Source organism: Pseudarthrobacter sp. NamE5 (assembly GCF_005796225.1).
In the GTDB taxonomy this organism is placed as follows: Bacteria; Actinomycetota; Actinomycetes; order Actinomycetales; family Micrococcaceae; genus Arthrobacter.
The window spans coordinates 233544-254677 of the sequence record NZ_VAHO01000001.1; the positions used below are offsets into that span (position 1 = coordinate 233544).

The window sequence follows — 21134 nt, forward strand, 5'->3', positions numbered from 1 at the left end:
GCCCGGGAGGGTTGGCGAAGGGATGCCCGTCCAGGGTGGCTGCGGGTTGGGCCTACCTGGCCACGTCCACCACCGACTTCGACACCGCGGCAGGGACAGATGCCGGTACCGGAGCGGTGGGAGCCTCAGTCTGCGCCGGGGCGGAGGGCACCTCGGGATCTCCCGGAACGGCCGTGGCTGCATGCTCGGCCAGGACGCCCGTCTGGTGCCTGATCTTCAGGCGGTACAGGAGGGCGCCGCCCACGGTGACTGCGGTGACGAAGAGGACCCCGCCCCACTGCAGGTACCACTCGAACGGCGGCACCGAGTTGTAGATCTCCGGCCGGGGCCAGACCAGGTTCAGCGTCATCGCTCCGCCCCACAGGACCGCGAGGATATTCACCGGGACACCCCACTTGCCGAGGCTGAACCCGGATTCTCCGTGGCTTTCGTCGGACAGCGGCCATTTCTTCAGGAAGCGCCGCCGCAGCAGCGGGACGGTGACCAGCAGGTAGGACAGGTAGATCAGGACGATGCTGATGCTGGACAGGATGGTGAAGATCGCCGGCTGGGATACGTTGACGATCAGCGGAATGATGGCGATGAGTCCGATGACGATGGCCGCCACCGTGGGCGTCTTCCGCTCGGGATGCACTTTGCTCAGCTGGCGGCTGAAGGGCAGGTTGTTGTCCCGGGCCATGGCGAACATCATGCGGATGGCGGCAGCGTGGACGGCGAGGGTGCAGACGAATACAGCCACCACGATGCACACCAGGAAGGCCTTGCCGAACGGGCCTCCCAGCACCGACAGCACGATGTACTGCAGCCCGCCGTCGGCACTTCCCAGCTTGGGGTCGTTCAGGTCCGGGGCGGCCAGGAGCCCGCCGAGGAGAATCAGTCCGCCGAGGATAAAGGACGCGGTGATTGCCCGAAGGATGGCCCTGGGAGCGGTCTTCTTCGGGTCCTTCGTCTCCTCGCCCAGGGAACTGGCGGTGTCAAAGCCGTACATCACGTACCCCGATGCCATGGCGCCGATGAGGAACACCCCGAAGAAGCCGAGGTCATGGTCCATGCCGTAGCCTGCGGTGCTGAAAAGGACCTCCGGGCCCCGCACCACATGCCAGGCCAGGGCCAGAATGAGGAGCACGGCGGCAGCGAGTTCCACGAAGACGCCGATGCTGTTGATTTTGGTCATCAGCTTCACGCCGAAGGCGTTGATAAGGGTGGAAATGGAAATCATGATGCTGGCGAGCAGGACGCCGTTGAGGGCGAAATCGTAGGTGCCGGTGCCGTCACCGATGATCTGGAAACCGGACCAGATCTGGGGGAGAGTGAGCTGCAGCGCCAGGGCCACGGCCCCGAGCGCCACGATCGAGGAAATGAGCAGCAGCCAGCCGGCCAGCCAGGCGAACGTACCTGAGGAGAGCTGTTTGGCCCAGTTGTAGACGGACCCGGCCACGGGATAGCGCCCGGCGAGCTCGGCGAAGCAGAGCGCCACCATGAGCTGGCCGGCGAAGACGATCGGCCAGGACCAGGCGTAGGCCGGTCCGGCCATGGAGAAGCCAAAGTAGAACAGCTGAAAAACGCCGGTAAGGATGGAGATATAGCTGACACCTGCCGCGAAACTGGCAAACTTGCCGATGCTGCGGTCCAGGGTCTGGGCATAGCCGAACTCGTCCATGCCACTTGAATCAGTACTCTTGCTGGGTTCCAACATCCGAACTCCTAGATGAGAAAAGCACGATGGTGATGCCCCGCGGCCGCCATTGGACGCGGGTGATATCGGCGGCCGGGCGCCACGCCTGCGGCGCCCGGCCGTTTCCCCCAAATGCTGCTAGCCGGCGGCCCCCACCCCGGCGTCACCGGCAGGTGAACCAAACCAGCCGCTGGATGCGGGCTGGATGTTCTGCCAGATATGTTTTGCCTCGCGGTACTCGTTGAGGCCCGCGCTGCCAAGCTCCCGGCCAATGCCGGACTTCCCGAAGCCGCCCCACTCCGCCTGCGGGACGTACGGGTGATAGTCGTTGATCCATACTGTTCCGTGCCGGAGGGCGCCCGCAACACGCTGCGCTTTGGACGCGTCCGACGTCCAGACCGCACCCGCCAGGCCGTACTCCGTGTCGTTGGCGATGGTCACGGCCTCGTCCTCGGTCCGGAACGTCTCGACCGTCAGTACAGGCCCGAAGGACTCCTCCTGCAGCACGCTCATGCCCGAGCGGCAGTTGGCGAGGACCGTGGGCGGGTAGAAGTAGCCGTCCGCGAGCGGCCCCTCGTCCGGGATGAACCCCCCGCACAGCAGCTCGGCGCCCTCGGCAATCCCGGCCTGGACGTAGGCGTGGACCTGGTCACGGTGCTTCGCGGAGATCAGAGGCCCCGTCTCCGCTTCCGGATCGAACGGTCCGCCCATCCGGATTTTCCTTGCCCGTTCCACCACTTCGGCCACGAAGCGTTCCGCGATGGACTCTTCGACGACGAGCCGCGCCCCCGCCGAGCAGACTTGGCCGGAGTGCAGGAACACGGCAGTCAGGGCATTGTCGACGGCGGCGTCCCAGTCCGCGTCCGCGAAGACGACGTTGGGGTTCTTTCCGCCGAGTTCGAAGGCGACGCGCTTCACCGTCTCTGCGGCAGCGGCCATGATCGTCTGGCCGGTGGCCAGGCTCCCGGTCAGGGAAACGAGGTCGACGCGCGGGTCCGAGCTGAGCGGTCCGCCCACCCTGGAGCCAGGTCCGGTAACGAGGTTCGCCACACCGGCAGGAACGCCGGCTTCTGCGAGGGTCTCCATGAGCAGGATGGAGGTCGACGGCGTGAGTTCGCTGGGCTTGAGTACGAACGAGTTTCCCGCAACGAGTGCCGGGGCCACCTTCCACGCTGCCTGCAGGAGCGGGTAGTTCCAGGGCGCGATGAGGGCGCACACGCCGAGCGGTTCGTAGACCACGCGGCTGATGGCGTTCGGCCTGCCGGTGTCGATCACCCTGCCGGCATCGAGGCCTGCGATCTTCCCGTAGTAACGGAAGCAGGCGGCAATGTCGTCAATGTCGTACTCGGCCTCGACGATTCGCTTGCCCGTATCGAGCGCCTCCGCACGGGCGTATTCGGCTTTGTCCCGTTCAAGCAGGTCGGCTACCCGGAGCAGGACAGCTCCCCTTTCCAGGTCGCTGAGCCGCCGCCATGGACCGCTGTCGAAAGCTGAGCGTGCGGCCGCGATCGCCCGCTCGGCGTCGCCCGCCGTGGCGGATACCACCACCGCCACCTCACGCCCGTCCGCAGGGCAGCGCACAACTGTTGTTCCGCCGTCGGACGCTTCCTGCCAGGTGCCGTCAATGTAAAGGCCCTTGATCACGTCCCCGGTTTTACCGGCCTGGTGAAGCCGCTCAGCGGTGGCGGTCATCGTATCTCCTACACGTTGTGATGCACTGTCCAGGGAGTCCTTTATACCCAGCATGCCTAGGCCTGCACTGCCGCGGCTGCTGTTTCCCTGCCACTGTTACGCTCGAGCGGGCTGACACCGTGCCGGTAGAACTCTGCCTGCTGCGGCGCCAGGGGGGCTTTTCCGGCGATGAGGTCGGCGGCCTTTTCGGCGAGCATCATGACGGGGGCGTAGATGTTGCCGTTAGTGACGTACGGCATGGCGGAGGCATCCACCACGCGGAGGCCGCTGGTGCCGTGGACTGTCATGTCCAGCGGGTTGACCACGGCCATGGGGTCGGAGTCCGGGCCCATCTTCGCCGTGCAGGACGGGTGAAGTGCCGTTTCGGCGTCACGGGCAACCCAGTCAAGGATCTCGGCGTCCGTTTGTACGGACCGGCCCGGGGAAAGCTCCCCTCCGTTGAACGGCGACATGGCGGATTGGCCCAGAATGTCGCGGGCAACATGGACTGCCTCGACCCATTCGCGCCGGTCCTGGTCCGTGGACAGGTAGTTGAACACCATGGACGGGTGGACCGTTGGGTCCGTGGACTTGATCTTCAGGGTGCCGCGGGCGTCGGAGTACATGGGGCCGATGTGCACCTGGTAGCCGTGCTTCGCGTCGGCCTTCTGGCCGTCGTAGCGGACGGCAACCGGCAGGAAGTGGAACATCAGGTTGGGGTAGGCAACGTCCTCGTTGGAGCGGACAAAACCGCCTCCCTCGAAGTGGTTGGTGGCTGCAGGGCCCTTGCGGCCGAAGAGCCACTGCATGCCGATCCACGGCATGCGCCAGACGTCCAGGGCCGGCTGCATGGAGACCGGCTGGGTGCAGGCATGCTGGATGTAGACCTCGAGGTGGTCCTGGAGGTTTTCGCCGACGCCGGGCAGGTTGGCCACGGTGTTGATGCCCAAGGTGTTCAGGTGTGCTGCGTCGCCGATGCCGCTGAGCTGCAGCAGCTGCGGGGTGTTGATGGCGCCGCCGGCCAGGATCACCTCACCCGCGTTCACCTGGTGGGTCTGGCCATTGCGCCGGTAGGTGACACCCGTTGCCACGTTGCCCTTGAAGTTGACCTTGGTGGCGAGCGCCCGGGTCAGGACCGTGAGGTTCTTGCGGGAGGAGTTGGGGCGGATGTGTGCCCTGGAGGCCGAGAGCCGCTGGCCCTTGTGGACGTTGCGGTCAAAGGGTGCGAAGCCTTCCTGGCGGTAGCCGTTGACGTCGTCGGTCATTGGGTAGCCGGCCTGCTGGGCGGCCATGAAGAATGCCTGGAAGAGCGGGTTGGTGGCCGGACCCCGCTCAAGGACCAGGGGGCCGTCGTGCCCGCGGAGCTCGTCGTCGGGATCCGCTGCCAGCGCGTTTTCCATCTTGTTGAAGTACGGAAGGCAGTGGGCGAAGTCCCAGGTCTCCATGCCGGCATCGGCGCCCCAGCGCTCGTAGTCGAGGGGGTTTCCGCGCTGGAAGATCATGCCGTTGATCGAGCTGGAGCCGCCCAGGACCTTGCCGCGGGCATGGGCAACGCGGCGGCCGCCCATATACGGCTCGGGATCCGACTGGTAGCGCCAGTCGTAGAGCGGGTTACCGCTGGGAAAGGTCAGCGCGGCGGGCATCTGGATGAACAGGTCCCAGGGGTAGTCGCTCCGTCCCGCCTCGAGAACCAGGACGCTGCTCTGGCCTCCTTCGCTCAGCCGGTTGGCGAGTACCGAACCCGCGCTGCCGCCGCCGACGATGACGTAGTCGTAATGGGTTTTAGACATGCTGCAAACTCTCCTTCTACCTGGTGCCCGTCACTGGCCCAGGGCGGGGCGTCGTTCTTTCGGAAGCGAAAGGGTTGACCGTGTTAGCCGGAGAATCCGCGGTATTCCCTGGTGTGGCGTAGGTCATATTCAAGGAGAGTAGTGCAAGTTGAACGAGTGTTCAATAGGAAAACTGGACAAACGTTCAAAATTTACGACGGCGAAACATGAGTCCCGTGATGAGCCGCAGGAATGTGCCCCCGGCCTTAGAAAGATGTCACGCTTCCGCCCGAATGTGACAGGGAGTTGGGCCACAGGGCGGGCCTTGTGAGAAGGGCGGTGCACTGCCGCCGCCCCGGAGTAGTGGCCACGCCCGGCCGCTACGCGGCGAAGGCGATCTCTTCGGTGCGGGCGATGCTCCGCCGGATGGATTCCTTGTCCACGCCAAGGAGCGCGGTCAGCCACATGCCGTTCTGTACGACGACGATATCGGCCGCCCGCTCCCTGCATTCCTTAGCCGACAGTTCCGGCCTGGCGTTCCCGATCAGGGCCGCAAGCCCGTCCAGGTAGCGGTCGAACGCCGCCGCATTGATCAGGGCGAAATCCTCATCCGCCCGCGCGAGCGCCCAAAGATGCAGGCGAAGGGACAGGTACCGCGTGGTCAGGAGTTCCGGACCCGCAACCCGGCGAAGGGCATTCCGCAACTGCTCCTCCGGGGACAGGCCGGGATCCTGCGCAACCAATGCGAGGTCGTGTTTGTCAACGCTGTGCAGTGCCGCACGGATCAGGCTCGATTTGTCCTCGTAGTAGTAGTTCACCAGGCCGAGGGCGACTCCCGCCTCACGGGCCACCGCACGCATGCTGACACCCGAGATCCCATGGCGCGACAGCAGTTCCAGCGCTGCTTCAAGAATGCGCGACTGCCTGTCAACCTGCTCGCCCTGTTCACGGGTGTTCACGGTGCCTGTATCCACTCCGCCAGCCTATGGTGAAAGCGGTGCCGGTGCATCCCGCCCCGCCCGCCGGTGAGCGTAGGGGCTGCGCCGCTAATGTGCGTGGCTGGCTCCGATCTCGACGATGAGTACTCCCGCGGAAATGAGCAGGATCCCGCCTGCCATCGTCTTCGTCAGGGGTTCCTGGAACAGGACCCTGCTGGCGATTGCTGTCGCAGGAACAAGACGTCCTGCGACGTTTCTTGACGCTCCGCTACGCCGCGTTGAGCCTTCGCGTCGTCCCGTGAACCCCTGCTACACGGATGATTGTCCGGCTGCCGGCGGCTCCGTACTCTCGACTCAGCATCCGCCCCAACAAAGGAATCCCCATGGCAGAACCACAGGACAAGAGTCCGCAGAGCCAGGCAAGCTCAACCCGCATCGTTGCCGGCCAGTCCGGCAAACCCAGGCGCTCCCTGGGCCAGAAGATCGGCATCACGGCCGCCCTGCTTGCCCTCCTGGGAGGCGGCGGCACCCTGGCCTCTGCCGTCAACGCGGCTAACCCGGGCACGGCACCTGCCGGCGGAAGCGCACCTGCCGGCAATCCCGCCGTCGAACTCAAGCTCGGCTACTTTGGCAACGTCACGCACGCGCCCGCCCTGGTGGGGGTAAGCCAGAACTACATCGCCGATGCACTTGGCGGCACCAAGCTCAGCACCCAGGTGTTCAACGCCGGCCCGGCCGCCATCGAGGCACTCAACGCCGGCGCTATCGACGCCACCTACATCGGCCCCAACCCCGCCATCAACTCGTTCGTCAAGAGCAAGGGTGAGTCCGTCAACATCATCGCGGGTGCGGCCGCCGGTGGCGCCCAGCTGGTGGTGAAGCCGGAGATCAGCTCCGCGGCGGACCTCAGGGGCAAGACGCTCGCCTCGCCGCAACTCGGCGGCACACAAGACGTTGCGCTCCGCGCCTGGCTCGCCTCGCAGGGTTACAAAACCAACGTTGACGGCAGTGGTGATGTCGCCATCAACCCGACCGAGAACGCCCAGACCCTGAAGCTGTTTCAGGATGGAAAGCTCGACGGCGCGTGGTTGCCTGAGCCTTGGGCCTCGCGCCTGGTGCTGACGGCCGGAGCCAGGGTGCTGGTGGACGAAAAGGACCTGTGGGACGGCTCGCTGTCCGGGAAGCCGGGCGAGTTCCCCACCACCATCCTGATCGTGAACCAGAAGTTCGCCGCCGAGCACCCGGACACTGTGAAGGCGTTGCTGAAGGGCCATGTGAAGTCGGTGGAATGGCTCAAGAGCGCATCGGACTCCGAGAAAGCCACCGTCATTAACGCCGCCCTCAAGGAAGCAGCAGGTGCGGAACTGAAGGCGGACGTCATCGACCGCTCCCTGAAAAACATCGTCTTCACCGTGGACCCCCTGGCCGGCACCTACAACAAGCTCCTGGAGGACGGCGTCACTGCCGGCACCACCCAGCAGGCAGACATCACCGGCATTTTCGATCTGCGCGCCCTCAACAGTGTTTCCGGCGAAAAGACCTCGGCCGCGGGGCTGGGCCAAGAGTAACCCGCCCAGCACGCTCTCTCAGTTGATGCGCCATTTTGGCCATCGCTCTCTCACTTTCCACAAGGAAGTGAGAGAGCGATGGCGTGAAACACGCTTTAACTGAGAGAGGGTCGAAGGGCAAGGGATGGGCTACTCCTCCAGATGCCCGTTCAGCTCAGCCCGAGTGGGCGGGTTTGCGCCAGGCCGGGAAACCGTCACCGCAGCAGCCCGTGCAGCGTGGGCGAGGAGCTCCCCCAAACCCTCGGCTGGAAGCTCGCGCAGGTCCTTGCGGTTTTGTGCCCCATCCAGGCCACGGTCCACCAAGCCTGAGAGCAGGGCTGCCATGAACGAATCTCCGGCGCCGACAGTATCCGCCACTTCAACCCTCGGCGCAGGCACCTTCGCTTCACCGGCCCGGCAGACTCCCCACGGCCCTTCTGCTCCGCGGGTAACCACCACCATGGCCGGCCCCTCGTTGCCGCCCAGCTCCAGCCACCGCCGGGCAGCATCAAGGATGTCCACGTCAGGGTAGAGCCATGCCAGGTCCTCGTCGGAGGCCTTCACCACGTCGGACAGCGAGACGAACTTCTCCGCATGCCGCCGCGCATACGCAACGTCGGAGATGATGCTGGGCCGGCAGTTGGGGTCGAAGCTGATGGTGGCGCGCGGGTGGGCATATTCGACGGCGGCGAGCACCTCGGTGGCGCCCGGTGCCAGCATGGTGGCGATGGAGCCGGTGTGCAGCAGGGTGGTGCCCTGCAGCATGAAGGCGAGCCTGTCGGCGATACCGGGAAGCTCCCAGGCGAGGTCGAAGGTGTAGGTGGCGGCGCCGTCGTCGTCAATCAGTGCGGTGGCCACGCTGGTGGGAAGGTCGTCCGGGCCGATCGGAAGCATCACGGAACTGGCACGGAGGTGCGCGGCCACGGACTCGCCGTAGGCGTCCCGGCCGTAGCGTCCGATGAACTGCACCGGGTGGTCCAGGCGGGCCAGCCCCACCGCAACGTTCAGCGGGCTGCCGCCCACGTGGGCCTCGACGCCGGAAGCGCGCTGGACAACGTCAACAAGACCTTCGCCAATAACAGTGAGCATGGTCATACTCTGCCAGAAGAGGCCCGGTCAGGCGGAGCCGTTGCGCTGTCGCGGGCACTGGATGACGCTAGTGCAGGGCGCGGTCAGGCTCTACCACGCGCCAGGCATGGAAGGGAACTGTCAAGCCAGCCCTGGTTGGAGCGCAGGTGAACGGACCCGCGTAAGCGTCAGCGGCAGGATGCAGCGGGATCAGGCGGACCAGTTGCAGCCTGCCGTCATCTGCCCTTGCCCGGATGGTGAGCGCATCGCCGGCACGACTGATCCGGATGAGCACGCGGCTGCCCTTCCATCCGGGGACGGGGGCGACGGACCAGTCGGAGTGCCCGTTGGTGACTACGGCCCCAAGCTGGCATGCTCCGTCCGCGAACTCGACGCCCGCCTTGACCCACTTGTCCGCAGCGAGTCGAACAAAGATTCCGGCCTGGTCAAACTGTTCCGAGAACTCCGCCGTAAACTCCACCTCCATGGCGGAGCCCTCGGGAAACGGGACCAGAAGTGCGTGCTCACTGTCGTGCACAAAGCCGTACGACGTGTGGCGCCACGCATCGCTGCCTTCCCGGGCCGTCACCAGCAGGTCAGCGCCGAGTTCAACGGCAGAAACAGGGGGATGTGTCCAGGTGCCGCTCGACCAAGGGATGTCCATGGGCGCCATGCTACGACAGGGTGGGTCTGCGCCGTCGTGGGCACCGTTTTCAGGCCAGCAGTCCCAGCACCAGGTCGCGGCACTTCCGGTAGGCCTCGGCTCCAGGATCAATCAGGGCGAAGTGGTCACCCGGCACCATGACCAGCTGTGCGGGCACGGAACCACACCTGCTGGCGTCCACATAGGACGTGGACATGCTGAGCGGAACGTCTTCGTCTCCCTCCGCGTGAACCGCGTAGACGGGAACACCCAGAGGCAGCGCGGCCATGGGGTCCGCGTACCGGTACCTCCCCGGGAATTCCGACGACGGTCCGCCCAGCAGGTTGGCCACCGCACCGTTGCTGAGGTTGAGCCTTTCAGCTTCGCCCAGGTCCAGGACGCCCGACTGGCTGACCACCCCGGCAAGCCGAACGCCGCCGGCATTGGGTTCCAACTCACGGTGCTCCGCCTGCAGCCCCAGTCCGCCCAGCCGGTCCCGGCCGGCTGCCCAGACGGCGAGTTGCCCGCCTGCGGAATGTCCCAGTGCCACTACCCTGGTCAGGTCCAGTGCATGCAGGGGAGCAATCTCCCGCAGTTTGTCGATCCCCGCCAGGACGTCGGAAAAGGTATGGGGCCAGCCCCCGCCGTTTCCCGCGCGCCGGTACTCAAGGTTCCACGCCGCGACGCCGTGGGCAGCCAGGTCCGATGCCAGCGGCTCCCCCAGCTCCGCGCCGTACCGCGGGCGCCAGTAGCCCCCGTGGATGACCACTGCAACGCCCTGGTGCGTCCCGCCGTCGGGCAGTTCCGGCAGGAAAAGCTCGCCCCACTGGCTGGAATCTTCGCCGTACTGATACCGGTGCCGCATGTGCCGAGACTACAGCGACCAGGCAAGCCACGTCCTTGCCGGACAGCCGGCAGCTAGGCGGCTTCGAGTTCCAGGTCAGGCGTTGGCCGGCGGAACCCGCGCGTCAGGACGGCCAGGTACACGAGCCCAAGCGCCGCCCAGGAGAGGCCAAGCGAGAAGGACAATCCGCTCAGGCTCGTCCAAAGCCAAACTGTCAGGATAAGGCCGGCGCCGGGCAGCAGAAGGTTGTTGACCACGCCCTTGGGCCCTCGCTGGTTCTCATCGATGAAGTGATGCTTGATGACGGATACGTTGACCACCGAGAAGGCAACGAGGGCGCCGAAGCTGATGAGCGAAGTGACGGTTGTCAGGTCAAGGACCAGGGCAAGCAGCGCCACCGCTGAAGTCAGGATGATCGGCACCGCCGGGGTGCCAAGCCGGGGGTGGAGCCGCCCCAGGACCGCGGGAAGGACCCGGCCTCGGCCCATGGAATGGATGATGCGCGACACAGAGGCTTGGGAGGTCAGGGCGGAGCCGAGGCTTCCTGCGATATAGGCGGCGGTAAAGAATGCGACAAGGAGGTTCCCGCCTGCGGCGCCGACGACCTCGATCGCGGCGGAATCCGGGCTGGCGAAAGTCCCCACCGGCAGCAGCTGGTGGCTTATGTAGGCGAGTGCCAGGAAAATGAGGCCGGCAAGGACAGTGGTGAGCATGATGGCCTTGGGAATGGTCCGCCTCGGGTCTTTCGCCTCCTCCGCGAAGGTGGAAACGGCGTCGAAACCGAGGTAGGACAGGCAGAGGATGGCAGCGCCGGCCATGATCGGAGGTAAGCCTTCGGCGCCATCTGCTCCCCTGAAGGGAGCCAGGAGATCCACAGCGCCCGAGCCGCTGATCGATACGCAGGCGAGGACGACGAACAGCACGATGAACAAACCCTGGAGTCCCACCACCACATAATTCGCCCTGGCTACGGCCGTGATGCCGACGAGGTTCAGCACAGTCACTGCCACGATGGAAACGACAATGAACAGCCATGCAGGAACGGCCGGGAATGCCGCGTTGAGGTAGATGCCAATCAGCAGATAATTGATCATCGGCAGGAGCAGATAGTCGAGCAGCAACGACCAGCCCGCCAGGAAGCCGAAACCGGCGCCGAACGAACGTGTCGCGTAGGTATAGGCCGAGCCTCCAAACGGGAACGCCTTGGCCATCCGCCCATAGGACCGGGCAGTGAAGAGCATGACGACCAGGGCGGCGGCGTAGGCTGCCGAGAGCCGGCCGCCGGTGAGTTCAACCACAATCCCGTAGGTGCTGAAGATGGTGAGGGGCACCATGTAGACGAGGCCCAGCAGGACCAGTGACGGAACCCCCAGGACTCGGCGCCAGCCGCTGCCAGCAGCTTCAGGACTTTGGCGGTTTCCCTCAAGCGGGGCTCGGGTGTCAGATGCGGAGCTCATGGTGGTTCCTAGGAGTTCGGGCCTCCGGTGCGGGGGCGGCACAGGCAGGTGAAACGGATTGGTGACGGTGGCGAAAAGGCGGCCACGCCGTTGTTGGCCGCTCCCTTGCTGATGGCCCGATGCTTGCTTAGGCCCAACCGCCGGTTCCGATAAATGAATGGGGTTCATTTAGTAAAGCAGTGACGGCGCTCACGGTCAAGGGCCGTTGTTGTGTTACGCCGGGCAGCAAAAAGCCCCGGCTGCGTGCAGCAGCCGGGGCTTTTGGTACAGGAATTCAGCTGGCGTTGCGGACCCCGGAAGAGCCAGGGGTTCGCCGCAAAACCGCTTCCCGCCTGGCCCACGCAGCCGCAGCAGCCCCGGGCAGCCACCGGCACAAAGCCCAGTAACCGACACCGAGCACCAGCGAACCCGCCACCGCCAGGAGCGGATTGATCGGCAGCAGGACCGGGTAAATCAGCCAGTGCGTCAGGTAGATGTACAGCGACGCCGCGGCAAGCCAGCCTGTGACCTTGCGCAGGACGGCGGGCACGGGCAGCGCCGGCACCCAGACCAGCAGCAGGATGCCCGCGGCCACGGTGGTCTCCCGCACGGTGCTGTTGAAGAAACCGGGCAGGGTCAGCAGGGTGATGGCGGAAACGGTCAACCGGTGCACGTTGGTGCGGGCGCGGGCTAGCGCCCAGCCCAGCGCGAAGATCCAGAACACCGGCGGAGGCTTGGGCAGGCCGGGGTCCACGATGTCGTAACGGGCCAGCAGGGCGATGGCTACCAGGCCCAGGGCGAAGGCGAACGGCGCACGGCGCTCCCACCGGTCAACCCACGGCACGGCCATGAACGCTGCCATGGCCAGCAGGATGTACACCAGCAGTTCCACGAACCAGAAGTGCCACTGGGTGGTCACCTCCTGCGGCCCCACCATGGCATTGAGCAGGAAGATGTTGGCAAGCGTGTAATGGTCCGTGAGCAGGTAGGCCAGGGCAATGAACGCCACCGACGGCACTACGATCCGGGCTGCGCCGCGAAGCTGGCGGCGCAGCCTGGGGCGACGCGCTTCTGCAAGCTGGAACCGGGCGAAGTTGTAGCCCGCCACCGCGAAAAGCAGGTGGGCGGTCTGGAACATGAACAGCTCAACGTGGGTGGCCACAATGCACACGATGGCCGCTGCACGCACCACGATCGAGGTCTCCAGGAAGGAGACGAACCGGCGCTGCTTCGGCTTCCGGCGGCGTTCCAGTTCCTGCACCGGAATGAGGTGCCAGTCCGGCGGCAGCTGCCCCAGGACCTGTTCCAGCCGCACGGACACCGCCACGTAGGACAAAGAATCCCCGTCCAGGGAGACGAACGTGTCATCGTCAGCAACGGAGGAACATTCCAGGGCATCCATGAAGATGCGCCGGATGTCTGTGTCCGCGGCAGCGCGGCCGGCAGGAGCGGGGCCGTCGGCAGTATCCGCGGGCGCAGCCGGGCCGGCACGCCCGGCGGCGGGGGCGGCAGCGGAAGCGTCCGTTACGGCGAGCAGAAGCACTGCGGGATAGTCCACCTTGCCGGTGGCCAGGCGCGGCAGGGCCTCCACCGTGTGGATTACGACGGCGGCGCGGGGCAGCCCAATCATGCCGGCGAGGGCTTTGGCGAGCATTCCGCCGTCGTGGTCGCCTTCAACGGCGACCACCAGCCCGTCGTCGGATCCTGCCGCGGCGGCGGTGATGCCCATCTCGGCGAGGATCTTCTCCACCTGCCCGAGGTCCACGCGCAGACCCACGATCTTCACGAACCTGCTGCGCCGGCCCACCACCTGGTACAGCCCGTTGGCACGCTGCCGGGCGAGATCGCCGGTGCGCAGTTCGTGGACTTCCCGGCCCAGCGCCAGGTCCGCCGGCTGCTCCGCGTAGCCCAGCATGACGTTGGGGCCGGTGTACACCAGTTCGCCGTCCGCCAGGTCCTCCACGGGTTCAATCCGGAACATCCCGCCCGGCACCGGCACGCCGATGCTTTCCGGGTGGTCCACGGCGAGGTCCGGCGGCAGGTAGGCCATCCGGGCAGTGGCCTCGGTTGCCCCGTACATGACGAAGAAGTCCCAGCCGCGGCGCTGACCCGTTTCCGCCCAGGAGCGTACCTTTTCCGGCGCAAGCCGCCCGCCGGCCTGGGTGACATAGCGCAGGTGCGGCAGGTCCTTGCCGGCGAAACCCACCCGCTCCAGGAGGTCGAACGTGTAAGGCACGGCCGCGAAGGAAGTGGCCCGGCGTTCCTGGAAGAGGTCCCAGAAGCAGGGGTCCACCACCGAAAGGTCGGTGAGCACCAATCCTGCCCCCCGGGCCAGGTGGCTGTTGATGACGGACAGGCCGTAGCAGTAGTGCAGCGGGAGCGTGGTGGCGGCCCGGTCTTCGGGTCCGATGTGCAGGTATTCGGCTATCGCCTCGGCGTTGGCCGTGAGGTTGGCCTGCGAGAGCCGGACCAGTTTCGGGGAGCCGGTGGAACCCGAGGTGCTCAGCAGCAGCGCCAGTTCGGGATGCAGTTCGTGCCTGGTCCCACGGCGGCGCTCCTCCAGCAGCGGGGTCCCGCCGCCGTCGCCCGGGCGCAGGAGCACGTCCGGGTCGTAGGCGTCCAGCAGGGATGCCAGGGCGTCGGGCTTGTCCGCCGGTGCCAGCAGCAGGGGATGCCCCGCCGAGAGCGCCGCAAGGTAGCCCACCAGCGAGTCCAGGTCATTGCGCGCGGCCAGCACCACCAGCCGGCGCTCCGTGCCGAGCCGTGCGGCGACGTGGTCCACGAGGGAGGCAAGTTCCCGGTAGGAGAGGACGCCGTCGGGGGTGTAGACCGCGGGGCGGTCTCCGTGGCGGGCCAGGTCCGCGAACGCGACGCGGGCCAGCCCGGGCTGCGCGGTCAAAGCGCCACCAGGGTGGGAAGGATAAGCATGGGGTGCCTAACTGAGCTGAAGGGGTACTGAAGGGCGGGGCGCCAAGGAGCTGCCCGGCGGCGGTGAGGTGATGGCGCGGTCGCCAAGCAGCAGGGTGGGGGTGGTCCCTGCCGCTACCGTCACGGCGACAGGCGTTCCGATGGGGTGGCGCACGGTGTGCGGCTGCCAGGACCGCACCGTCCGCCCTGATGCGAGCGTGACGTAGTGCAGCACGAACGCGCCGTGGTATTCGACGGCGGACACGCGCGCCGGAGAGTTTGGGTCCGGCTGCAGTGCCACCTCGTGGGGGCGCAGCACCACGTCCACGTCCGCTTCGCTGTTGGCCCAGCCGGGGACGGTGGAGACGACGCCGATCTCGCAGGTGAGCAGGGCCCGGTGCACGTGGGCGGGAAGGAAGTCGGCGTCGCCCATGAAGGAGGCAACGAACCGGGTGGCCGGCTGTTCGAAGACCTTCTCCGGGGTGTCCGCCTGTTCGATCACGCCGCGCCGCATGACCACCACGCGGGTGCCCACGGACAGCGCCTCGGTCTGGTCGTGGGTGACCAGCACCCCGGTGGTTCCGGCCTCCTTGAGCGTTGCCACGGTGTCCCGGCGCACCTGCGCGCGCAGGGATTCATCCAGGCTGGAGAACGGTTCGTCAAGGAGTACGACGGCGGGGCGGGGCGCCAGGGCACGGGCCAGGGCCACGCGCTGCTGCTCGCCGCCGGAGAGTTCGTGCGGATACCGGCCGGCGAGATGGCCCAGCCGGACGAGGTCGAGCACTTCCCCGGTCCGCGCCCGGCGGTCACCGCGGGCCAGGCGGTCCAGGCCGAACTCCACGTTCTGCGCCACGGTCATGTGCGGGAACAGGGCGTAGTCCTGGAACACCAGCCCCACGCGGCGCTTCTCGGGTTCCACAAAGCGGCGTCTGTCCGCCACCACGTCCCCCGCAACCCGGATGGCGCCCTGGTCCGGCCGTTCCAGGCCGGCGGCGAGGCGCAGTGTGGTGGACTTTCCGCAGCCCGAGGGGCCGATCAGGGTCACCAGCTCGCCGGCCGGAATGTCGAGGTCCAGGCTGCGAGCGCCCACGGTTGATCCGTAGTGCTTGCTCACGCTTTCAAATACCAGTGCCGCCGGAGCGCCACCGTTCCCGCCGGGATGCTGCCCGTGTGCCCTTATGCTCATGCCGGGACCTTTCCAGAGGTTTCAACACTTCGGGCCTGCCGGACCAGGACCAGGACGGGGAGGATGGCCGCTGCCACGATCACCAGCGCAGGCAGCGACGCCTTCTCCCAGAAGTTCTCGCGTGCCAGCTCATAGACCCACACGGACGCCGTCGTAAACCCGAAGGGCCGCAGCAGCAGCACGATGGGCAGCTCCTTGACGGCGTCGATCGCCACCAGCATCAGGGCCACCGCGATCCCGGACCTGGCCAGGGGTACGTGCACCCGTGCGAGGATCCGGCGGGGCGCGGCGCCCAGGCTCAGGGCGGAGAAGGTTAGGGTCATCGGAATTTTCGCGAAGCTGGAGTCCACTGCCTGGTAGGCCGGCGCCAGGAACCGGATGACGTAGGCGTACAGAATGCCGAGCACCGAACCGGTGATGAGCAGTCCGGTGCCGCCGGGAACACCTGCCGCTTCCAAGGCGTCATCCAGGGCAGCAAAGGAGATCAGCACGCCGATGCCCACCACGGCACCCGGCACGGCGTAACCGAACGTGGTCAGTTGTGCCGCAGAGGACACGAACCTTCCCCCGCTCAGCCGGACTCCGTGTCCCACCGCCACGGCGATGAGCACGCAGGCAGCGGCGGTGACTGCCGCCACCAGGAGCGTGTTGACGATGTACTCGCCAAAGCGGGGGTCGGCGAGGAACCCGGGGTTCCTGGCAGCTCCCCCGGCCGCCCATGCCAGCAGCTGGATTACGGGAATAAGGAAGCCCGTGCTGACAGCCGCCGCACAAAGAGCGGCAGCTCCCCAGCCGCGGCCGCCGTCGAGCCGTTGCGGCTGCAGGCCCTGCCCCCGGCCGCCTTGCCGATGGTAGCGGGCCCGGCCGCGGAGGGCCCGCTCGCCCGCCAGCACGGCGACGGCGAACAGCAGCACCAGCACGGCCAGCTGGGTTGCGGCATGGAAGTTGAAGGTGCCCTTCCAGACCAGGTAGACGCCCACGGAAACGGTCTGGACGTTGAAGTATTGCACCGTGGCGAAGTCGGTCAGAGTTTCCATCATCACCAGGGACATGCCCGCGGCCAGGGACGGCCGGGCCAGCGGCAGCAGGACGCGGCGCAATGCCCGGCCCCTTCCCGCGCCCAGGGTCCGTGCGGCGTCGTAGGTGCCGGCCGTGTGCTCAATCAGCGCGGTTCGTGCCAGGAGGTAAACGTAGGGGTAGAGGGACAGCGACATCACCAGGATCGCGCCTGGCAGCGAACGGACTTCGGGCACCCACACATCGGCGCCGAAGGCCGTGCGCAGGACTGACTGCACCGGCCCGGAGACGTCGAACACGGAGAGGAAAACGAACCCCAGAATATAGGCGGGTACGGCCAGGGGAAGGACCAGCAGCCAGACGAAGACATTGCGCAGGGGAAAGCGGTAGGCGGTCACCAGCCAGGCCAGGCCGCCCCCCACCAGCAGCGAGCCCGCGGCCACGCCGAGCATCAGCAGCAGGGTGGTGAGCACCATCCCGGGAAGATCCCGCGGCGGGGCCGTGCTGCCCAGGCTGCCAAGCCCGTCAAGGATCACCGCCAGCACGGGCATGGCAACCACCACGGCCACCAGGACAACGAGGGCGGACCAGGCGGGGCGGCCGGCACCGGCCGACCGGCGGGGACGGCGGTCCGGCGTCCCCGCTTCAGCGAGGACGGCCGTTTCGGTCACTTGTATCCGGCCTCGGCGAGCAGGTCGACGGCCTCGGCGTTGAGGTCACCATAGGCTTCAGCGTTCAGCGGCATCCGTTTGAACTCACCGAAGCCCGCAATGACCGGCTCGGGTTGTGCGGCCGGGTTGACCGGGAACTCGTGGTTGGCGTCAACGAAGGCGTTCTGCCCCTTGGTGGCCAGCCATTCGACGAGCTGCTGCGCTTCCCCGGCGTTGTCCGAGCCTGCCACCACACCGGCGCCGGAGATGTTGACGTGTGTCCCGGCGCCTTCCTGGCTGGCCCAGTAAAGGTCCACCTTGAAGTCCGGCTTCTCCTCGAGGGTACGGGCCAGGTAGTAGTGGTTGTTGATTCCGACGTCGCAGGTTCCTGCGTCGATGGCTTCGAGCAGCAGCACATCGTTGCTCATGATCTGCACGTCATTGGCCACCCAGCCCTTGGCGATTTCCAGAGCTTTCTCCCGGCCGTGAAGGTCGATCAGGCTCGCAACGAGGGACTGGGTGTAGGAAGAGGTGGCGTCGCGCATGCAGAGACGGCCCTTCCACTTGGGGTCGGCCAGGCCGGCATAGGTGTCCGCAGCGTCAAACTCGGCGGGGTCAACCTTGTCCGGGTTGTAGGTGATGGTGCGGGCACGCATGGCCAGGCCGTACCAGCGGCCTTCCGCGTCACGCAGGTCCTCCGGTACTGCTTCCTTGAGGACTGACGAATCGACGGCGGCAAGTTCGTCCTGGCGCGCGGCGTTCCACAGATTGCCGGCGTCCACGGTCATGAAGACATCCGCAGGGGTGTCCTCTCCCTCCGCCTTGAGCCGTTCGAGGAGCTCGGCGTCATCCCCGCTGATGAACTCCACCGTAATGCCGGTCTCGTCCGTGAACTGGCCGAAGGCGCCCTCCAGGTCGTAATGGCGTGCTGAATAGATCTGCAGGTCGGCGGGCTGTCCACCGATGATGCCGCAGCCGGTCAGGGCGGCCGTAAGGGCGGTCAGGCCTGCAGCGGCAGCAATCAAGGGACGAGGGCGCACAGGGGGCTCTTCTCACACGGGCGGTACTGCGACCGCATGCTAATTTGGCAAGGAAAGCCTAACTTAATTACCGGCGACGCCTGAAACTATGAACCGGCGTGACAGCGCCTTCGTGAGCACGCCTACAGATACTGCCGGATAGGCTCGGAAGTGTAACGGCGTTCAGAGGGGGTCACGATGACCAGCACCACCCGGCCAGGACCGATGCCGGCAACACAACCGCCATGGCCCCTGGCTCCGTCGCATCTTTCCGGCCTGGTGGCCAGCGCACCCGGACGGCCCCTGCAGGCATCCTTTTCTCCGGTGGACCGCGGCCTCATTGGCGAAGTCCCTGTCTGCACCCCCGAAGATGTCGCCGCCGCCACTGCCACTGCCCGGGCAGCCCAGCGGCAGTGGGCCGCCGTTCCGCTCCGGCAGCGCCGCGCCGTCGTCGGACGGTTCCACGCACTGCTCCTGCAGCGCGAGGAGGACATCCTAAACCTGGTGCAGGCCGAGAGCGGCAAGTCGCGGCTCAACGCGTTCGAGGAACTGGCGGACGCCGCCCTGACCGCGGCCTACTACCGGCGCACCGCCGAACGCTTCCTGCGCCCTGTCCGCCGCACGGGGGCCGCGCCCGGCCTCACCAGGACCACGGAGCACCGGCTCCCCAAGGGCGTGGTGGGAATCATCAGCCCGTGGAACTACCCCCTGACCCTTGCCGTCTCGGACGCGATCCCCGCGCTGCTGGCGGGCAACGCCGTGGTCCTGAAACCCGATTCGCAGACGCCCTTCACCGCGCTGATGGCCCTGGAACTGCTGCGGGAGGCCGGACTGCCGCAGGACGTGTTCCAGATTGTCACCGGGGACGGGCCCGTGCTGGGTCCGGCGATGGTTGCCGGCGTGGATTTCCTGATGTTCACCGGCTCCTCCGAGACGGGAAAGATCGTGGCGCGGCAGTGCGCCGAGCGGCTGATCGGTTTTTCGGGTGAGCTTGGCGGCAAGAACGCCACCGTGGTCCTGGCGGACGCGGACCTGGCGAAGGCTGCACGGGGTGCTGCGCAGGGCTGTTTCTCCAACTCCGGGCAGCTCTGCATCAGCATGGAACGGATCTACGTGCACGGCGACGTCTTCGAGGATTTCCTGGCCGCATTCACCGCACGCGTGAATGCCCTGCGCCTCGGTACCGGTCCAGGCTGGGAGGTCGACATGGGATCGCTCACGGGCCAAAGGCAGCTGGCACGGGTGTCCGAGCACGTCGAGGACGCGTTGTCGAAGGGGGCAACCCTTATTGCAGGCGGCCGCCACCGGCCGGACCTGGGCCCGTACTTCTACGAACCCACCGTCCTCACCGGCGTGACCGAGGAAATGCTCGTGGCCCGGGAGGAAACGTTCGGCCCCGTGGTGTCCGTCTACCGGGTGGAGGACGACGAGGAAGCCGTGGAACGTGCCAACGACTCCCGCTACGGACTCAATGCCAGCGTCTGGTCAGCCCGGCGCGGGGAATCGGTGGCCCGCCGCCTGATGGCCGGGACGGTCAACATCAATGATGGCTACTCCGCTGCCTGGGCATCCCATGATGCCCCGATGGGCGGAATGAAGGACTCCGGGGTGGGGCGGCGCCACGGCAGGGAGGGCATCCTCAAGTACACCGAAACCCAAACAGTGGCCGTGCAGCGGCTCGTCCCGGTGGGGCCACCGCCCGGCATGGCCAACGAGAGGTACACCAGGCTGGTCAAGGGAGCGCTCAGGCTGGTCAAGGGAGCGCTCAGGCTGATCGGGCGGCGGACCGGTTCCTAGGCCCGCAGGCGCCGTTCGACGTCGGCCGCTTCCGGATAGGCGGCCTGGGTGCCCTTCCGGGTAGTGGCCAGTGCCGCCGCCACCGACGCGAAGGCGGCAGCGTCCGCCAGGGCGTCCCCGGCGGCAAGGCGGACGGCAACGGCTCCGGTGAAGGCGTCACCTGCCCCGGTGGTGTCCACCGCTTTAACCTGGCTGGGTGCAATCCGGGTGATCCGGGAACCCGCCGGAGCCAGCGAATCCAGCACCACTGAGCCCTGTGACCCCAGCGTCACCAGGACCTGCCGGATCCCCCGCTCCGCAAACCGCACCCGGACCTGCTCCCACTCCTCGTCAGGCGCACCGGAGACGGGAACGGCCGCCCCTTCACCGAGGAACAGCGCTGCCTCGTGCGCATTGACCAGCAGGACGTCGGTGAGGACGGTGAGTTCCTCCGGCACCTCCGCATACGGCGAGAGGTTCAGCAGAACTGTGGCGCCGGCGTCGTGCCCTCCGCGGGCGGCGGCCAGCACGGTCTGCATGCCCACCTCCAGGCAGAGGCACACGACGGCGGCATGCTCCATCACGTCCGACGCCTCCGCCACGTCCGCCGGGGACAGGGTCCCGTTGGCGCCGGCGGAAATGATGATGTTGTTCTCGCCGTTGGCGTCCACGGCGATGACGGCCACGCCCGTTGGCTCATGCGACTCCCGGACGTGCCCCACGTCCACCCCGGCCCGTGCCGCGGAGGAGAGCAGCATGTCGCCGTTGGGGTCGTCGCCCACGGCGCCCACCAGGCTGACCTTCCCGCCGAGCAGGCTGGCGGCCACGGCCTGGTTGGCGCTCTTGCCGCCGGGGTTCACGGCGAACCCGTTGCCGTGCACCGTCTCACCGGGCAGCGGGAGTCGTTCGCAGTAGATGGTGAGGTCCGCGTTCAGGGAGCCGACGACGACGATCCGGCCCGGCCGCTCCTGCCCGCCTTGGAGCATGG

15 protein-coding genes are annotated in these 21134 nt (G+C 66.9%); 2 read left to right on the top strand and 13 right to left on the bottom strand.

Going from position 1 to position 21134, the window contains the following annotated elements; genetic code table 11:
* Positions 1-52: 52 nt before the first annotated feature.
* The 4 genes from FDW84_RS02320 to FDW84_RS02335 all read right to left on the bottom strand — a co-directional run bounded on the left by FDW84_RS02320 (position 53) and on the right by FDW84_RS02335 (position 6089).
* Positions 53-1696: an APC family permease gene (locus FDW84_RS02320; RefSeq protein WP_138606160.1), complete on the bottom strand. Its 1644-nt coding sequence runs from the start codon at positions 1694-1696 to the stop codon at positions 53-55.
* A gap of 117 nt (positions 1697-1813) precedes the next feature.
* Complete coding sequence (locus FDW84_RS02325) at positions 1814-3367, bottom strand: aldehyde dehydrogenase family protein (protein ID WP_205754713.1); 1554 nt, start codon at positions 3365-3367, stop codon at positions 1814-1816.
* A gap of 56 nt (positions 3368-3423) precedes the next feature.
* Positions 3424-5136, bottom strand: coding sequence for a choline dehydrogenase (betA, locus tag FDW84_RS02330; RefSeq protein ID WP_138606162.1), 1713 nt, complete (start codon positions 5134-5136; stop codon positions 3424-3426).
* Positions 5137-5495: 359 nt separating this feature from the next.
* Complete coding sequence (locus FDW84_RS02335) at positions 5496-6089, bottom strand: TetR/AcrR family transcriptional regulator (protein WP_138606164.1); 594 nt, start codon at positions 6087-6089, stop codon at positions 5496-5498.
* Between the two features lie 347 nt (positions 6090-6436).
* Between FDW84_RS02335 and FDW84_RS02345 the strand changes: the two genes are divergently transcribed.
* On the top strand, positions 6437-7621 hold the full coding sequence (locus FDW84_RS02345; protein ID WP_138606166.1) for an ABC transporter substrate-binding protein: 1185 nt from the start codon (positions 6437-6439) through the stop codon (positions 7619-7621).
* 129 nt (positions 7622-7750) lie between these two features.
* Here FDW84_RS02345 and FDW84_RS02350 read toward each other — a convergent pair whose 3' ends face one another.
* The 8 genes from FDW84_RS02350 to FDW84_RS02385 all read right to left on the bottom strand — a co-directional run bounded on the left by FDW84_RS02350 (position 7751) and on the right by FDW84_RS02385 (position 18391).
* Positions 7751-8689, bottom strand: a complete 939-nt coding sequence (locus FDW84_RS02350; RefSeq protein WP_138606168.1) for a carbohydrate kinase family protein — start codon at positions 8687-8689, stop codon at positions 7751-7753.
* A gap of 67 nt (positions 8690-8756) precedes the next feature.
* Positions 8757-9332, bottom strand: a complete 576-nt coding sequence (locus FDW84_RS02355) for a DUF1349 domain-containing protein (protein WP_240721330.1) — start codon at positions 9330-9332, stop codon at positions 8757-8759.
* A 49-nt stretch (positions 9333-9381) separates the two neighbouring features.
* Positions 9382-10176 (bottom strand): alpha/beta hydrolase, encoded by a 795-nt coding sequence (locus FDW84_RS02360; RefSeq protein WP_138606172.1) that lies wholly within the window; start codon positions 10174-10176, stop codon positions 9382-9384.
* 53 nt (positions 10177-10229) lie between these two features.
* Positions 10230-11612 carry an APC family permease gene (locus FDW84_RS02365; RefSeq protein ID WP_138606175.1) on the bottom strand — a complete coding sequence of 461 codons (1383 nt, stop codon included), beginning with the start codon at positions 11610-11612 and terminating at the stop codon, positions 10230-10232.
* 274 nt (positions 11613-11886) lie between these two features.
* The gene (locus tag FDW84_RS02370) at positions 11887-14490 is read right to left on the bottom strand and encodes an AMP-binding protein (RefSeq protein ID WP_138606177.1); all 2604 of its coding nucleotides are present in this window, start codon (positions 14488-14490) and stop codon (positions 11887-11889) included.
* A 36-nt stretch (positions 14491-14526) separates the two neighbouring features.
* Positions 14527-15684 carry an ABC transporter ATP-binding protein gene (locus FDW84_RS02375; protein ID WP_138606180.1) on the bottom strand — a complete coding sequence of 386 codons (1158 nt, stop codon included), beginning with the start codon at positions 15682-15684 and terminating at the stop codon, positions 14527-14529.
* Positions 15681-17372, bottom strand: a complete 1692-nt coding sequence (locus FDW84_RS02380) for an ABC transporter permease (RefSeq protein WP_138606182.1) — start codon at positions 17370-17372, stop codon at positions 15681-15683. Before FDW84_RS02380 ends, FDW84_RS02375 begins: the two co-directional genes overlap by 4 nt.
* Positions 17369-18391, bottom strand: coding sequence for an extracellular solute-binding protein (locus tag FDW84_RS02385; RefSeq protein WP_138606184.1), 1023 nt, complete (start codon positions 18389-18391; stop codon positions 17369-17371). The genes FDW84_RS02380 and FDW84_RS02385 overlap by 4 nt, the downstream gene beginning before the upstream one ends.
* Positions 18392-18568: 177 nt before the next feature.
* On the opposite strand from FDW84_RS02385, the gene FDW84_RS02390 reads away from it, so the two are divergent.
* Positions 18569-20167: a succinic semialdehyde dehydrogenase gene (locus FDW84_RS02390; protein ID WP_138606186.1), complete on the top strand. Its 1599-nt coding sequence runs from the start codon at positions 18569-18571 to the stop codon at positions 20165-20167.
* On the opposite strand, the gene FDW84_RS02395 is transcribed toward FDW84_RS02390, so the two are convergent.
* A complete protein-coding gene (locus FDW84_RS02395; RefSeq protein WP_138606188.1) occupies positions 20164-21132 on the bottom strand; it encodes a ribokinase in 969 nt (322 codons plus the stop codon). The two genes, FDW84_RS02390 and FDW84_RS02395, sit on opposite strands and share 4 nt — an antisense overlap.
* Positions 21133-21134: the final 2 nt, after the last annotated feature.